The 15822-nt window shown below is 69.8% G+C and carries 10 protein-coding genes and 2 pseudogenes; 5 read left to right on the forward strand and 7 right to left on the reverse strand.

From position 1 onward, the window contains the following. The first annotated feature begins 1371 nt into the window (after positions 1-1371). The 4 genes and pseudogenes from GTY58_RS40175 to GTY58_RS40185 form a co-directional block, all read left to right on the forward strand. Positions 1372-1941, forward strand: coding sequence for a GNAT family N-acetyltransferase (locus tag GTY58_RS40175; protein WP_052295921.1), 570 nt, complete (start codon positions 1372-1374; stop codon positions 1939-1941). A 33-nt stretch (positions 1942-1974) separates the two neighbouring features. Next, positions 1975-2412, forward strand: a complete 438-nt coding sequence (locus tag GTY58_RS40180) for an NUDIX hydrolase (RefSeq protein WP_010981842.1) — start codon at positions 1975-1977, stop codon at positions 2410-2412. After that, positions 2409-2651 (forward strand): annotated as a pseudogene (locus GTY58_RS02220) (dipeptidase); the annotation flags it as partial. The gene GTY58_RS40180 and the pseudogene GTY58_RS02220, both read left to right, overlap by 4 nt. Positions 2652-3057: 406 nt before the next feature. Beyond that, positions 3058-3372: pseudogene (locus tag GTY58_RS40185) on the forward strand (NUDIX domain-containing protein); the annotation flags it as partial. Positions 3373-3681: 309 nt separating this feature from the next. On the opposite strand, the gene GTY58_RS02235 reads toward GTY58_RS40185, so the two are convergent. From GTY58_RS02235 to GTY58_RS02245, 3 genes are all read right to left on the reverse strand, one after another. Next, positions 3682-4449 carry an alpha/beta fold hydrolase gene (locus tag GTY58_RS02235; protein ID WP_010981844.1) on the reverse strand — a complete coding sequence of 256 codons (768 nt, stop codon included), beginning with the start codon at positions 4447-4449 and terminating at the stop codon, positions 3682-3684. Between the two features lie 96 nt (positions 4450-4545). Continuing rightward, positions 4546-6156 carry a GMC oxidoreductase gene (locus GTY58_RS02240; RefSeq protein WP_037651890.1) on the reverse strand — a complete coding sequence of 537 codons (1611 nt, stop codon included), beginning with the start codon at positions 6154-6156 and terminating at the stop codon, positions 4546-4548. A 498-nt stretch (positions 6157-6654) separates the two neighbouring features. After that, complete coding sequence (locus GTY58_RS02245; RefSeq protein ID WP_037651888.1) at positions 6655-7233, reverse strand: LuxR C-terminal-related transcriptional regulator; 579 nt, start codon at positions 7231-7233, stop codon at positions 6655-6657. Between the two features lie 477 nt (positions 7234-7710). On the opposite strand from GTY58_RS02245, the gene GTY58_RS02250 reads away from it, so the two are divergent. Then, positions 7711-11226 carry a BTAD domain-containing putative transcriptional regulator gene (locus GTY58_RS02250; RefSeq protein ID WP_078958569.1) on the forward strand — a complete coding sequence of 1172 codons (3516 nt, stop codon included), beginning with the start codon at positions 7711-7713 and terminating at the stop codon, positions 11224-11226. Positions 11227-11281: 55 nt separating this feature from the next. On the opposite strand, the gene GTY58_RS02255 is transcribed toward GTY58_RS02250, so the two are convergent. From GTY58_RS02255 to ccrA, 4 genes are all read right to left on the reverse strand, one after another. Then, on the reverse strand, positions 11282-11476 hold the full coding sequence (locus GTY58_RS02255) for a ferredoxin (protein WP_010981848.1): 195 nt from the start codon (positions 11474-11476) through the stop codon (positions 11282-11284). Positions 11477-11520: 44 nt separating this feature from the next. Continuing rightward, positions 11521-12735, reverse strand: coding sequence for a cytochrome P450 (locus GTY58_RS02260; protein ID WP_042494178.1), 1215 nt, complete (start codon positions 12733-12735; stop codon positions 11521-11523). Positions 12736-13316: 581 nt separating this feature from the next. After that, positions 13317-14516: a cytochrome P450 gene (locus GTY58_RS02265; RefSeq protein WP_010981850.1), complete on the reverse strand. Its 1200-nt coding sequence runs from the start codon at positions 14514-14516 to the stop codon at positions 13317-13319. A 46-nt stretch (positions 14517-14562) separates the two neighbouring features. Next, a complete protein-coding gene (gene ccrA, locus GTY58_RS02270) occupies positions 14563-15819 on the reverse strand; it encodes a crotonyl-CoA carboxylase/reductase (RefSeq protein WP_010981851.1) in 1257 nt (418 codons plus the stop codon). Positions 15820-15822 lie beyond the last annotated feature (3 nt).

The following is a 15822-nucleotide window of genomic DNA, read 5'->3' on the forward strand; positions in this document are numbered from 1 at the left end:
GTTACGACGTCCTCCCCACGTGATCGCTGGAACCTAACCCGTCAGACGGGTGCGGGCCAACGCGATCGGACGGTGATGTGCTTCACCTTGCAGTACCGGCCGATAATGATCGGTCCGCGCGGGACCAAAACCAGCGGGCCTCGAGCAGTCGGGGCCACTCCGCCCCGCCGCGGCCCCCGATTTGACTGCGCGTCCGTCGGCTCGGGAGTGTCAGGAACGCTCACAGAGCACGTGAGGGGCGGGCGGTTCATCGGGCGCGGCCATGCGCTGGACGCCCGTGTGGACGGTCCAGGCCGGCCTGACGGGCGCAGGGTTGGCACTCGATGGCGACACCGACGTCAACCAGTGCGATTACCGGCAGCCTTGGGAGCGTCAGGTCGCAGGGCTCCGCCCCGGGCAAGGACGTACGCCGACAGTACTTCGCCGTCAAGTTTGGGACCCAACTCTGCGGTCTGCGGACACGACGAGCACGTGGAGACGCTGTGCAGAGTCGGGCACGCACATCACCGCAACATCAGCGACTTTGGTGTGCCCGCCAGGAGGTCCTCGTTGGTCAGCCTTCTTTGTGTAGGACAACGCATCGCCTGTGGTCATCGACACTTCCCCATCATACCTACTGGTCGGTATGCTGCGGCGAGCCGTAACGACAGGAGGCGCGATGTCCGTGACCAACCGCCAGATCCGTCTGGCCGCTCGCCCGGTGGGCGAAGTTCGACCCGAGGAGTGGGAGCACTTTCCGGGCCCGTCGAGGAGCCCGGCTAAAGAAAGCATTCGAGGACGCCGACAGCACCTACGGCTACCGGAGCGTGCATGCCCAGCGGCAAGGGGCTGTTGATGCGCACGGTGCGCCGACGGTGGTCTACGGCTGCGTATCGGCGTGGTGGCGGGTCAGTGCCTGCCAGCGCCGCTCGAAATCCTCGGACTCTTCAGCGATGTAGGCGGGGTGACGGGCTTGTTGTACTGGGCGGTGATGCCCCAGTCTGCGGACGCATGCGCAATGTCCGACTGCGCAGCAACTTCGGTGCGCACTCGCTGCTCGGCCCAGACGTTGTACACGCGCCGGCGCACGAAGAGCAGGCGCAAGCTGCTCGGGCTGACGGGCTTGCCGCCGCGACCGAGCAGTCGCTTCTCTGCGCGGTAGGCCGACAGCTGCTCGTCGCTGGGTCGCTCCCCTTCTGGTCCCGGTACTCCATCCACGCACGGTAGTAGCGGTCGGAAGCAGTGAGGTCGCCTCCCCGTCGCCGGCTGTCGCGCCTCGTCTATGGCACCATCCACGCGGGGGCCGCGCGGCTCCTTCACCGCCTGCGGTGGAGCACCGACAGGCGCCGACTGCGGCTCTTGCGCCTCCGGGAACGGCTCGTCGGGTTGCCCGTGAACGCCGCCTCAGCACCCACTGCCGCGGCCGAGCCGCGCGACGCCGCCGGACGGCCGCCGGTCCGCGCGGCAACCCCCGCTGACGCCGAAGGCATCACCCGGATGCGCTCCGCATACGTCCTGTCCGCACCGTTCACCGAGGACTGGGTCCGGCAGTGCACGGACGAGCTGGCGCCACGGCTCACGCCGGAAGGAGCCGCCCGGGCCTTCGTCGTCGACGCCCCGGACGGCACGATGGCCGCCTGCGCCCTCGGCCTGATCCACCCCGTGCTCCCGGCCCCGGCCTACCCCCGGGGCCGGGCCGCCCGCGTACAGATCGTCGCCACCCAGCCCGAGTTCCGCCGCCGCGGTTACGCCCGGGCGGTCCTATCCGCACTCCTCGACCACCTCGGCGACGTCGAGGACGTCACCCTGTTCGAACTGCACACCAGCCCGGAGGCTGCGCCCCTGTACCGGGAGCTCGGCTTCAGCGGCAGCCCGGCACTGATGTGGATGACCCGCCACCGTGAACGTGCCGGTGCTGTGGCCGGTGCGCAGCCGGACTCGACGTGGATGCCACCGCAGTAGTACGCCGACGCACTGCCCCGGGCGGCCGCGTACGTGTGCCTCTACGTCACCGACGAGGACGACCGGCCGCTGCAGCTGCACTCCGTCTACTCCCCCGGCCACCCCTGGCACATGATCGGCGGCGCGATGGATCTGGGCGAGCGGCCCTGGGACGCGGTGGTGCGCGAGGGCCGGGAAGAGACCGGCATGACCGCCGTGGGCCCGGCCCGGCTGCTGGCCACCGTGTTCGGGCTGCCCCGGGAGGGACGTTCGTACAGCACTCTGCAGCTGATCTTCGACGGCGGTCGTCTGACCGCGGAACAGATCCGGGGCATCACCCTCAATTCGCGCGAGCACGACGAGGCCCGCGTCCTGCCCTTGGCCGAGTGGGAGGCCTTGATGCCGGCCCGCGATTTCGTGCGGCTGCGCGCCGTGGAGGAGGCCCGCCGCACCGGCGTGGCCGCATACGTCGACACCTGGGGGCACGCATGAGCGCCAGCAGCATCGTCTTGATGTCCGACCGGCGGGTCGCCGCGATCCCTGTCCAGGAGCGCGGCGAGGTCCTCCTCGACGCCCGCGTGCGCGGCCTGGTGGTCGACGACCGTAAGCAGGACGCTGCGGGCGCCTGGGCCCTCGTCCGCCGGGGCGTGCTCACGCGGCTCCAGCAGGCGCAATCGCTGCTCCCCGGCGGTGTGCAGTTGCTGTTCATCGAGGGCTACCGGCCCCCGTCTACTGCGCCACGCACCCCGAGTCCGGTGTCGGCGAGCTCGGGCCGCTCCTCGAGGCCGTCGGCAAGACCGTGCTCGCGGTGCCGGACGCGTACGCCACCACCAGCGTCGACGTCACCACCTGGCGAGCAGAAGTGGGCAGCCATCGTCGCGCACCGCGGAGAGGTCGCCCGCGCACGGTCGCTGCCCGGCATCCTCGCCCGCCTGCCCGAAGAGACCCGGCGCGCCATCATCGCGACCGAGTAATAACCCGGATCGCGACCGGGCCCCGCCCCGGACGGCCCCCACCGGCTCACCGCCTGACGGCGGCCAACCACCTCCTCTTCTTTCCCCGGGCCCGACCAGCCCCGTCCCTGATCGGAGAGCCATGACGACCGCATCCGTCCCCGGCGAGCTGCCCGGCACCCGAATGAGCGACGAGGCGTACGGCGCCTTGCGCGCCTCGGCCGCATTGTGGGCCGGGACGTCCGTGCTGATCACCAACCGGCATGGGCAGATCCTGGTCCAGCACGTCGACTACCGCGACACGTGCCTCCTGCCGGGCGGTGCCATCGACAAGGGCGAGTCCCCCGCCGACTCGGCTGCCCGTGAGCTCATGGAGGAAGTCGGGGTCTCCGCCCCCGTCGACCGGTGCCTGGCCGTCGACTGGGTCTCCCCCGACAGCGTCAGCGTCCCTGCCGCCATGCGATTTCCCGGCGAGATCCCGCACGTCTTCGACGGCGGCACCTGGGACGACGCCCAGGTCGGCGAAATCCGGCTGCCCCCGAGCGAGATCACCGCGATCGACTTCGTACGAACCCGCATGACTCCCCGGCCTGCTCTCCCCGCCCGATGCGCGACGCGCCCTGTCCGCCCTACGGGCCCGAATCAACTCCACTGGCACGGCGCTCCTGGAGAACGGCCAACACATCGCCCCCGGGGTCTTGGACCGCCTCGGCGTTCTACGGACCGCCCGCCCGGCCTACCGCTACCCCTGTGCGGCTGCCGGATCGCCACGCTGTGCGAGGCCACGGTGCGAGAGGCAGGCCGGTCCTCATGGCCGGTCGAGCACCTCCAACTGGGTGGCCATGAGGCGGACGATTTCCGTCTGGTGCCGGGCCAGGAAGAAGTGGCCGCCGGGGAAGACCCTCAGCATGAACGGGCCGTCGGTGTGCCCGGACCAGGCGGCGGCCTCCTCCACGGTGACCTTCGGGTCGTCGTCGCCGACGAGGCAGGTCACGGGGCAAGTCAGGGGTGGCCCCGGTTCCCAGGTGTAGGTTTCGGCTGCGCGGTAGTCCGCCCGGATGGCCGGGAGGATCATGCGCAGGACGTCCTCGTCGCCCAGCAGTTGGGGGTCGGTGCCGCTGAGGCCGCGCATCTCGGCGACGAGGCCGTCGTCGTCGCGCAGGTGGACGGTCTCGTCGCGGTGCGTGGACGGGGCGCGGCGGCCGGAGGCGATGAGGGTGGCGGGCGTGATGCCCCGCTCCTGCTCCAGCCGTCGGGCGATCTCGTAGGCGAGGGAGGCGCCCATACTGTGGCCGAACAGGGCGATGGGCCGGTCGGTCCAGGGCAGGAGGGCCTCGTAGACCTTGTCGGCGAGCGCCGGTACGGAGTCCAGGAGAGGTTCGGTGCGGCGGTCCTGGCGGCCGGGGTACTGCACGCACAGCACGTCGACGCTTTCGGGCATGGACCGGGACACGGGGAAGTAGAAGCTGGCGGAGCCGCCCGCGTGGGGCAGGCAGACCAGCCGGACGTGGCTGTCGGGGCGCGGGTGGAACCTGCGAATCCAGAGGCTGTTGTGCTCGGTGAGCGGGGAGTTCACGGAGTCGTTCCTTTACGGTTTCGGTTCGACCGCCCACCGTGGCGGGGCGTTCGCCGGGAGGAGCAGGGGGCGCGGGCGGGCCGCGCCTACCGCTCGTCAGGAATCCGCGATGTCCTGCTTGATGACGCGCTCGATGTTCCGCTCTGCCAGCGCCGCGATGGTCACGAACGGGTTGACGCCGATGCTTCCGGGGATGAGTGAACCGTCGGTCACGTAGAGGTTCTTGTATCCGGTGACGCGGCCGTAGTCGTCAGTGGCCTTGCCGAGGACGCAGCCGCCGAGCGGGTGGTAGCAGAAGTCGTCGGCGAAGGCCTTGATCTGCTTGCCGAAGAGGTCGTACCGGTAGATGGTGGCGTTGGCCTTGTTGATGCGGTCGAAGAGCGACTTCGCGGCTGCGATCGCAGGCGCGTTCTGGTCCCGGGTCCAGCGCAGGTCCGCCCGGTCCTTGGCCGCGTCGTAGACGAAGGTGCCGCGCTCCGGGTTCTTGGTGATGGCCAGGTAGAGGCTGACCCAGGTCTCGACACCCGCCGGCAGGGGGGCGATCTCGGCGAAGACGGGGGTGTCCGGGTTGTCCCAGTCGTCGATACCGAGGGCGGGGATCGACGACTGCTTGGTGCCCGTGGGGTTCCACATGTGGTTGGCGCGGGCGGTCATGATGTTGCCGTTGGGGCCCCAGCCCCCGCCGACCTCAGGGCTGAGGCCCGGGAGAGTGCCGGTCTCGCGGGCACGCAGGAGTAGTTCGGTCGAGCCGAGGCTGCCGGCACCGAGGAAGAGGTGGCGGCACGAAACCTCCTTGGTCCCGAGCAGCTTGCCGCCGGTGTCCCTCTGCTCGACGGTGAGCAGGTACGTGCCGTCGTTCTGCTGACGGATCGTCTTGACCTGGTGCAAGGTCTCGATGGTGACTTTGCCGGTGCCCAGAGCGGCCGCCAGGTAGCTCTTGTCGAGTGAGACCTTGCCGTGGTTGTTGCCGTAGATCACCTCGGCGGCCAGCGCGGACTTGGGCACCGCGCCGTCCGCCTCACGGCGCATGTAGTCCCAGTCGTAGACGTTGGGCACGAAGGTGGTGCTCAGGCCCGCGTTCGAGGCCTGCCGGCGCGAGACACGCGCGAACGAGTACCAGTCGGTCTGCTCGAACCAGCTCTTGTCGATGTTGTTGACCCGGAGGGTGGAGTTCGCGCGGGGGAAGTACTTGGTGTACATCTCCTCGGCGTCGACCTGGGGCAGCACCTCCTCGAAGTACGAGCGCCGGGGCGTGACCGCCATGCCACCGTTGACGAGGGAACCGCCACCGACACCGCGTCCCAGGTACACGGACATCTGGTCGAAGTTGACCCGGTCCAGTACACCCGCGTAGGGCTCGATGTCCCGGTTGGCGAGGTCGAGCCACAGGAATGAGCCGAGCGGGGCCTCGGTGCGGGTCTTGAACCAGCTCGAGCGCTTGTCGGGCTTGAGCATCCCGCTGAATACGTTGCCGTCCGGACCGGGCTGGTTCCACAGCCGGCCCATCTCCAGCATCAGGGTGGGGACCCCTGCCTCGCCGAGGCGCAAGGCGGAGACGGCGGCGCCGTAACCGGTGCCGACCACGACGGCGGGGACGAACGTGCCGCCGGAACCACTGGTTGCGGTGGCAGCGGCCGCCCGGGGGGCGGCGGTGATCGTAGTCTGCCCCGCGAGTGCGGCGGCACCCAAGGCCGCCACGCCTAGCATGCGGCGCCGCGACAGAGGCTGGTGTGCAATCACGCTGTGGCTCCTGAGCTCGGGAGAGATGAAAGATGAATCGGAGGGTCGGCCGGAGTGACACGGTCCGGGGCAGAACGGACCGCATGGAGACCGCGCACAGGCCATCGACGAAATCCGGATCGGGCGGGCTGACCCTGTGGAGGCCGGCCCGGGGGTTCGGTCACCCGGGTACGGAAGCGGGCGTTGCGGTGCGGCCCGCTCCTGGGCGCGGGAAGCGCTCAAGCGTGCGGTCATGCGTCCGCCGGGCCGGGCAGGGGAAGACGCGGCCGGTTCGGACCGTCCTGCGACCCGGAGCTTGTGGTACGCGCTGATGAGGTGCTTCTCCCGTGCGCGCGGACTCGAGCCGTTCCGCCAGGTGCTTGCCGGGCACTGCGTGAGCGGCGAGTCCGGCGATCCTGTGCTCGACCCGGGTGAACGCGGCCACAGCACCCGCGCGAGCGGGCGCCGGGAGGGCCCGATGCCCGCTCACTTCACGAAGTCGTCCACGACCTCGGGCGGCCAGGTGCCGACCTTGAACACGCCCAGGGAGTAGGCGCGGGAGACCAGCGCGGCGCGGTTGGACACTTTCAGCTTCCGCAGCAGGCAGGTCACGTGGTACTCGACACCCTGCCGACTGAGGTAGAGGCTCGCGGCCAAGGGGACGGTGGAGACGCCGGCGGCGATGCCTTCGAGGATGCGCGCGTCCATCGTGGAGAGGATCTTCTTGCGTTTGGGCACCACACGCGTCTGCTCGGCGTCCCCGGCCGTGGGCATCATGACCAGGATCGCGGTCGTGTCGGGCAGGCCACCGCGCACCGCGACCGCGGTGAGGGGAACGGTGAAGGCGGACTCCTCGCCGGGCCCCACGGCGATGACGGGCGTGACGAAACGGTGGTTCTTCCCTTCAAGTAAATTGGAGAATTGACGCACCAGCGGCTGCTGCACGCTCGGGTGCACCACGTCACGGAAATTGCGACCGCATATGTCCTCGGACGAGCCGTTGAACTGCCTGAAGAACTCCTGGTTCGCCTGCTGGATGGTCAGGGTTTTATCGAGACTCGCCATACACAGGCCCGGAGTTGCAGGTGCCGGAATCAGCAAGAGAGTGCCCCCCGTCAGGAAACTTGGGCGAAATAAATTCGGAGGCCGGTGAGCGGCCGTGAAGGCCGTCAACAGGGGCGTCATCGGCCCTGGGACCAGCGGTATCGCCAGATGTTGAACATCGTGCGTCACCGCCCTTGCGGGGTCCTGGTCGAGCCGCTGGCGACCCCTTGCCGTCGCCCGCCATCGTTTTCCGGACTCCTGTCGAAATCCTTGCCGAACACCTGCCGCTTTCTTGCCAATCGATGGATCTCCAGCTTGGAAGGCGCCGTTCGCCATGCCAGGATCCCTAGAGGACGGTGTGAGACCAGCCACTTCAAAACCGTCGGTCAGCCATATCCGCAAGCACGATGGGGACCGTTCATGCCTTTACCTCCGACCGCGAACGCGTCAGCCACGACGACCGGTCAGGCTGAGCTCCAACTGAGCGTCCTGGGGCCCATGTCGGCGCGACTGAACGGGCATGACCTGCCGCTCGGCCCGCCACGCCGGCGAACACTGCTGGCCCTGCTGCTCATCCGCCTCGGCCGCGTGGTGCCCACCGAACTACTTGTCGAGGAACTGTGGGGTGACGGAGCGCCCCGTCACGCCGTCGCCACACTCCAGAGCTATGTCTCTCATCTGCGCCGGTCCCTGCACACAAAGGCGGGAACAGGCCAAATTTCGGTGCTACGTCATCGGACGCCCGGTTACGTCCTCGATCTCGATCCCGAACAGGTCGACGCCTGGCGCTTCGAGCGTCTGGTCACCGACGGACGGCGGCTGCTGGAGCAGCGCGATCCGCGCACCGCGCACGCCCGGCTCACCGAGGCCTTGGGGCTGTGGCACGGCTCGCCGTACGCGGAGTTCGACAGCCATCCCCCGCTCAGCGACGAGTGCACCCGACTCGAACAGATCCGGCTCACCGCCGTCGAGTCCCGCGCGGAGGCGCGGCTGGCCCTCGGCGCGGCCGAAGAGGTCGCCGCCGATCTGGACGGGGAGGCGCGCCGTCATCCCACGCGGGAGCGGCTGGTCGGCCACCTCATGACGGCACTGTCCCGGCTCGGGCGGCAGGCCGAGGCGCTTGAGGTGTACGAGCGGACGCGTAGTCATCTGGTCGAGGAGTTCGGCGTGGACACCGCAGCCGAACTACGCCGGGTCAGAAACGCGATCCTGCGCCCGGGGCCGGGAGCGAGCGCCCCCTCGAAGAAGCTGTCACCCACACCACTTGAGTCCACCAGAGCGTCACCTGTCCCGCTCGCGATGAACGAGAGCGGTGACGACGGAGTACAGAACTCCGAGGGCTTCGTGGGCTCCTGGGACGGTAGGACTGCCGTCACGCCCCGGAGGCACGGCACGACGGTGGAAACCAACGACGCCAACGGGACGGACGACGCCGACGCGGCCGTCGAACGCGAGGGGATCACGGGGACCGGCGCGCGCCCGGAGGCGCGAACCGATGTGCCGCCGGGCACGCGGGCGGATGCCGCCGGCACGCAAGCCGGGACAGCCCAGTGGCGGCCTGCACCCGGGCCGGAACACGAGCTCGCAGCCACCCCGGAAGCCGGGAAATCCCCGGAGTCCGAGTCGGGGTGGACGGCTGCCCCTTCGCCGTTCACCGGCCGCAGCCAGGAGCTCGACCGCTTGACGACCGCCGCCGCGAGCGCGGTCGTGGGCCACGGCCATGTAGCCGGCGTCCTCGGCCCCCCAGGAGTCGGAAAGACCCGCCTGCTGCTCGAACTTGCGGCACGTCTGGAGAGCATGGAGGCGCCCGAGAAGGGCTCCAGGTTGGAGGTGGTCTGGAGTCACTGCTTCCCCGGCGAAGGCGTCCCCGCCTACTGGCTGTGGACTCAGATCCTGCGGCGGCTGTCCGCCACCCGGCCGGATGCCTTTCGCGACGCGACGGAACCGTTCGGCGCCCTGCTCGCCCCACTGATGCCCGAGCGGTCGGCGGCCCGGACCGAAGGCCCCAAAGGGGCCTCCGACTGGTTCCAGGCCCGCTTCCTCGCCCACGACGCGGTCTGTGAGGTGTTGCTCGCCCTCGCCGGGCAACACCCGCTCGTGCTGTTCCTCGAAGATCTGCAATGGGCGGACACCGCCTCCCTTGACCTGCTCAGGCTACTGAGCACCCGTTGCCAGGGCCATCCGCTCAGCATCGTGCTCACGACGCGGAAGTTCGAGGCCGAGTCGGACGCAACGCTGCGCCGGATGGTCTCCGACGTGTTGCGCGGCCCCAGGACCGAGACGCTGCAGCTCTGTGGGCTTTCCCTGCAGGCCGTCGGCGCCCTCGTCGAGGCACACGCAGGCTCTGGTGTGGACCCGAAGGTTGTCGAGGTGCTGCACCGGCGCAGCGGAGGCAACCCGTACTTGGTGATGCAGCTTCTCTCTCTCGTGGGCGATGCGCGTAAACTCCGTCGCCCGGATGCGGTCGACGCGCTCCTGGCCCACATTCCCACCGGCGTACGCGAGGCGCTGCGCCAGCGGTTCGCCGGGCTGCCCGAGCCGGTCCTGCGGGTGCTTCGACTGTGCGCCGTCATCGGCGCCGAGGTGGACACCGACCTGTTGCACCGCACCGCCACGCGGGACGAGCCGGTCATCGCGGGTCTTGAGTCGGCCATCCGTGCCGGCCTGCTCGGGGAGGACCCGCACCACCCGGGGCGACTGCACTTCGCTCACGCCCTGGTCCAGGAGACGCTCGTCGACGAGCTCCCCCGTGAGGACCGCCACCGCCTGCACGCCAGGGTCGCCGACGCGCTGAGCGCACGCAGGCGAGGGCAAGTGCAGGACGAGGAGATCGAGCGGGTGGCACATCACAGCTGGCACGCCAGGAGTGCACTGCCCGCGGCCGAGGTGTTGCCTCGGCTGCTGCTCGCCGCGGAACACGCCGAGCAGTCCATGGCGTACGAGCAGGTGGAGATCTGGCTGCGCCGCGCCGTGCACCTGGTCGGCTTCCTACCGCCGGACGATCCCGCCACAGGGAGGTTGGAACAGGACCTGCACATCCAACTCGGCCAGGTGCTCGCCACCACTCGCGGCTACGGCCACCCCGAGGCCGAGACGGCACTGACGCGCGGTCGCGCCCTCAGCACGGCCGCGCATGCCCCCGAGGACCCGTCGGTACTCTGGGCGCTGTGCACCGCGTACCTGGTCACCGGGCGCTACGACGCCTCGCGGCAGTTCTCCGGCCTACTGCGGGACATCTCGCGGCAGACCTGGGAGCCCGTGGCGGCGCTCGGTGCGACGTACGGCGAAGGCATCGTGCTGCATGTGCGCGGAATGCTCCCGCAGGCACTCGCCGAACTGGAGCGCGGCGTCGGCATAGCGGATCGTTTCGCCAACAAGGATCACGGGCTGTCGCGAACCTTCCAGCACGACCCGCGCGTCTCCTGCCGCTCCTACAACACCTTCACCCACTGGCTCCTGGGACACCGGCAGACCGCCGGCGCGCGCCGACGTGAGTTGTTGAGCCTCACTCGGTACGAAAGCAGGCCGTCCGACCGCTCCTTCGCGCTGTACGTGGACGGGGTCGTGGCGGCTTGGGAGGGTGACACCCGCACCGCACTCGCCTCGAGCGACGAAGGCGCTCGCGTTGCGGGCGAACATGGACTTGTCTACTGGAAGGCGATGCTGGGCGTCGTCAAAGGGTGGGGCCTGGCGCACGCAGGAGATCACGAAGATGGCCTCGCCCTCATGCACACCTCGCTGGCCGAATTGGGCCAGTCCAAGACGCACATACGCCACCCGCTCCACCTGGGCCTGTTGGGCCAGGCGCAACATCACGGCGGGCGGATCGAGGAGGCGAGGACCACCTTCCGGAAGCTGCTGGCCGCCGTCGAACAACGCCGCGAGCGCGTGTACCTCCACCCGGCACTGCCCGCGACCCCGCTGCTCCACGAACTGCTGGGCCACGGTGCCGACGAGGCGCTCACGGACCGGGGCCCAGGACGGGACGGGCCCAACTCCGGCCGACGAGCGTGATGGATCCGTGCTCTGCCTCGTCAGTTGCGGACCCACGCCTTACGGCCGATGCCGCTCAGTCCTCGAAGATCGCGACCGCCTGCACGGGACAGGCCATGGGGACGTCGTGCACTCGCGGGTCCCCCGCCCCGTCCTCATGTCCCGGGACCAGGGCGACCAGCGCGTCGTCGTCCTGAGTGAAAACGCCGGGTGCGGTCATGGCGCACTGGCCGGAGCCGATGCACCGGTCGCGGTCGATGGTGATGCGCATGGCGTGGCCCGCCTCCCTTCCTTCCGTTCCTTCCGCCCGGATCCTCACCAGACGACGGGGAGCTCGATCGGGCCCTGAGCGTCGTGTCCGGCCTTGATGGGCACCTCGTCCAGGGGGACCGCCAGCCGCAGGCCGGGGATGCGGGCGAAGAGCCCGCCGAGGGCGATCTCGAGCTCGGCGCGGGCGAGATTCTGCCCCAGGCACTGATGGATGCCGTGGCCGAAGCCGACGTGGTGACGTGCGTTGCGCCGGGCGTCGAAGATGTCGGGGTTCTCGTACGCCTTGGCGTCGCGGTTCATCAGCGTGATGGAGACCAGCACCGCGTCTCCGGCCTTGATCGTCGCGCCGCCGACCTCGATGTCCTCCTTGGCCATCCGGACGATGTGGTCGGAGACGGAGGTGAACCGCAGCAGTTCTTCCACCACTCCTGAGACCGCACCGGGGTCGCGCAGCAGCACGTCGATCTGCTCGGGGTGCTGGATGAGCGTGAGGGCTCCGAGGGCGATGGCGTTGACGGTGGTCTCGTGGCCGGCCACCAGCAGAACCAGCGCGATCATGACCACCTCGTCGTGGTCCAGGTCGCCCTCCTCCAACTGGCGTGCGATCAGCTCGTCCAGCAGACCGTCCTCGGGCTCGGCCTGCTTCCTGCCGACCAGGCCGTGAAGATACGTGTACAGCTCGCCGAAAGCCGCGTCGGCCTCCGCCGACGTCGCGGCGCCCACGAAGTTGCGGGAGCACTCCTCGAAGAAGTCGTGGTCGCCGTACGGGACGCCGAGGAGCTCACAGATCGCCACGGAGGGCACCGGCAGGGCGAAGGCCGACACCAGGTCTGCGCCCGGCCCTTTCGCCAGCATGTCGTCCAAGAGCCGGTCGACGAGGCTCTGAAGCCTGGGGCGGATGGCGTTCATGCGCTTGACGCCGAAGCTGGGGATCAGCATGCGCCGCTGCCGGGCGTGCACGGGGTCGTCGACACCGATCAGGGGGAAGGCGAGCCCGCCGCGGTCCTCGGTGCGCCGGACGACGACAGGGAAGTCCGGGTGACCCCAGTCGGAGGACAGCCGAGGATCGACGAGCAGTGCCCGTCCCTCGGCATGCCCGGTGATCAGCCACGCCGGTCGGCCGTCGAACAGCGTGACCTGCGTCAGCGGGCTCTCGCCCCGCCGTTCCTCGTAGGCCTTCGGCGGCTGGTACGGGCAGGTCCGGTCCTGAGGGAAGGACGGCGCCGGTGACCCGGTGAGGCGGATTTCGGTCTCAGTCATGTCGTGCCTTTCGAACATCGGCAGTGCGGCGTTCATCGGTGCGTGATGGGCTACGGGAAACAGGTTTCGGTCCGTCAGCAAGGCCGTGCGCGGTCCGGTCGGCACCCGGCCGTCCGGCCCCGGCCCCTTGGTCGGGCAAGTGGGCCGCTGTCGCGGGCTCCTCGGGGCCCCGCGGTCGACCGGTAAGCCATCGGAGTACTCGGTGACCGACCGGACGCCGGACGCGTGCCGGGCCACGGAATACGAACCGTCGCCGCGCTCGGTGACGGCGGCCTCGGTGAAGGGGACCGCGCGCCGGCCGTCCGGGGACACGAGCGCCGTTGCGTCGGGCCGTGGCGTGCGGCAAGCGGCTTCGGGGGCAGTCGGTGCGAGGGTCGCGGCAGCGGCGGGAGGGCCACGGCGGCAAGAAGACCGACGTGCTGCGGAATCTCGATGTCCGGCGGCTGTGCGCCCCGAAGCACGTCAGGCGCTGGTGTCGGCGGCCGTGGCCGCCCCCGACGCGAGGCGGCGACGGAAGGCGTGATCAGCGCACGTGGTCCGCGGGCGCTGATCTCCTGCGGGAGTGGGCCGTGGTGCGGAGGTCACCAGGTGACGGGCAGCTCGTGCACGCCGTAGAAGACCATGTCGTGGCGGAAGCGCAGTTCCTCGACGGGCTTGGCCAAGCGCAGACCCGGGAGGCGGCGGAACAGGGTCTCGAAGACGATCTGCAGCTCGATCCGGGCGAGTTGCTGCCCGATGCACTGGTGTGCGCCGAAGCCGAAGGCCAGATGCGGGGCGGGGCGTCGAGTGATGTCGAAACGTTCCGGCTCCTCCACGAAGGCGGGGTCGAAGTCGGCGGCGAGGACGTGCGCGACGACCTGCTCGCCCTTGGCGATGCGCACCCCACCGAGCTCCACGTCCCGGGTGGCGACGCGCTCGCCGCCGAACTGGCCGATGGTGAGGTAGCGCAGCAGCTCCTCGACGGCGTTGCCGACCAGCGACGGGTCCTCGCGCAGCAGGGCCAGCTGGTCGGGGCTGTCGAGGAGCAGCGCCGTACCGAGGCCGATCATGCAGGCGGTGGTGTCGTGGGCCGCTATCAGCAGGGTGCCGGCCGCGTTCATGAGAAACATGTCGTCGACCACACCATCGGGGTCCTCGGTGGTGATCAGCGCCGAGATCAGGTCGTCACCGGGGTTGGCCCGGCGCTCCTGGACAAGCTGGTAGAGCAGCCCGCCCAGGCGCATGCCGGCGGCCTCGGTGGCGGCGGCGTCCTGGTCGACCCGCATCATCGCCTCGGCGATGTCCTGGAACTCCGCCCGGCGCTCGACCGGGACACCGAACAGGTCGGAAATCACCATGGACGGCACCGCGTTGGCGAAGGTCTTCACCAGGTCGACCGGGCCGCCCCGCGCCTCGATGGCATCGAGGTGCTCGTCGACGATGCGCTGGATGTTCGGCCGCAGCGCCTGCATGCGCCGTACGGTGAACTCCTTGGCGAGCAGCTTGCGGTCCGAGGTGTGCTCCGGCTCGTCCTGCCACAACAGGCTGCCGCGGCCGGGCTTCTGGGTGACGACGCCGTCCTGGGTGTGCAGTGCGTGGGGCACCTGGACGCTGAACGAGGAGTCGCGCAGCAGGGCGCGCACCTCCTCGTAACCGGTCACCAGCCACGCCTCGTGGCCGCTGGTGAAGGTGGCCCGGGTCACCGGGGCGGCGGCCCGGATGTCGGCGATACCGTCCGGCGGCAGGAACGGGCAGCTGCGGGCCTTGGGGACGGTGGGCGCGTCGGCGGTGGGCTCGGGCATGACTCTCCTTGCGCTTGTGGGAGGTGGGTTCGTACGACGGGGACGGTCAGGCGGCGGCGAGTTCGAGCGCGATCTCGCCGCGCCGAGGCGCGTTCACGAGGACGGCCATGTTCCCGGGGGGGTGCACGTTGTCGTGCATCATCTGGTGCATGCGCCCGATGTCCTGGAAGCCGTCGCAGACGGACAGACAGGGGTCGAGCATGCCGGCGCCGACGAGGTTGATGACCTCGCGGCACTGGCGAGTGTCGGCGTAGTGCGAGCCCTGGAGGCGCTTGGAGCGCATCCACAGGTGGCGCAGGTCGACGTCTCCGTTGTAGCCGGAGGTGCCACCGCAGATCACCACCATGCCGGCGTTGTCGCACAGGTACATCGAGGTCGGCAGGCTGTCCTGGCCGCTGTGCTCCAGCACGATCCGCGGGGACTTGCGCTCACCGAGGATCTCCCAGACCTTCTTGCCGACCCCGCGAGCGCCGCGCAGGAACCGCGCCGACGCCTCGGCGTCCCCGGCATCGGGCAGTCGGCCCCAATGATCGAAGTCGCGACGGTTGACGGTGCCCGCCGCCCCGAGACGGCGGCAGTACTCGGAGCGGTCCTCGCTGGAGACCACGGCGATCGGAATGCCGCCGGCCAGCCTGACGAGCTGGATGGCCATCGAGCCGAGGCCGCCCGCACCACCCCAGATCAGGACGGGGTCGCCGGGGCGGACCGTGTTGCCCTGCCAGCCGAACAGCTGCCGGTAGGCGGTGGGCCCGGTGAGCAGGAAGGCCGCCGACTCCTCCCATGACAGATGGGCGGGCTTGGGGTGGCACTGGTATTCGTCGACACGGCAGAACTGCGCGAAGGAACCGTAGTTGGTCTCGTACCCCCAGGCCTTGATGCTCTCCGAGACCAGTGGATCCGTGCCCATCCGGATGTCCGCGGCGGCCTCGTCCCACTGGCCGCTGGTGAGCAGCACGTGGTCCCCCACCGTGACGCTGCGGACGCCCTCGCCGACGGCCCACACCACGCCGGAGGCCTCCGAGCCTCCGATGTGGAAGTCCTCGGGCTGGCCCTGGCGCTGCCGCATCCCGATGACGTCGACCGGCTCGCCCAGCGAGGACCACACGTTGTTGTAGTTGATGCCGGCGGCCATCACGTAGACCAGCACCTGGCCCCGACCCACCGCGGGGGTGTCGACGACCTCGGTGCGGAACGCCTGCTTCGGCTCTCCGAAGCGGTTCTGGCGGATCACCGAGGCATACATCTGCCGCGGGACCTCACCGAGCGGCGGTGTCTCGCCTATCTCGTAGAGAGCTTTCGTCATGAT

It is taken from the genome of Streptomyces sp. SID5469 (assembly GCF_009862865.1).
In the GTDB taxonomy this organism is placed as follows: Bacteria; Actinomycetota; Actinomycetes; order Streptomycetales; family Streptomycetaceae; genus Streptomyces; species Streptomyces avermitilis.

Excerpts from the sequence above, each read along its gene's own strand:
- GTY58_RS02240 (WP_037651890.1), bottom strand. The coding sequence starts at position 6,156 with ATGCTAGGCGTGGCGGCCTTGGGTGCCGCCGCACTCGCGGGGCAGACT.
- GTY58_RS02245 (WP_037651888.1), bottom strand. The coding sequence starts at position 7,233 with ATGGCGAGTCTCGATAAAACCCTGACCATCCAGCAGGCGAACCAGGAG.
- GTY58_RS02250 (WP_078958569.1), top strand. The coding sequence starts at position 7,711 with ATGTCGGCGCGACTGAACGGGCATGACCTGCCGCTCGGCCCGCCACGC.
- GTY58_RS02255 (WP_010981848.1), bottom strand. The coding sequence starts at position 11,476 with ATGCGCATCACCATCGACCGCGACCGGTGCATCGGCTCCGGCCAGTGC.
- GTY58_RS02260 (WP_042494178.1), bottom strand. The coding sequence starts at position 12,735 with ATGACTGAGACCGAAATCCGCCTCACCGGGTCACCGGCGCCGTCCTTC.
- GTY58_RS02265 (WP_010981850.1), bottom strand. The coding sequence starts at position 14,516 with ATGCCCGAGCCCACCGCCGACGCGCCCACCGTCCCCAAGGCCCGCAGC.
- ccrA (WP_010981851.1), bottom strand. The coding sequence starts at position 15,819 with ATGACGAAAGCTCTCTACGAGATAGGCGAGACACCGCCGCTCGGTGAG.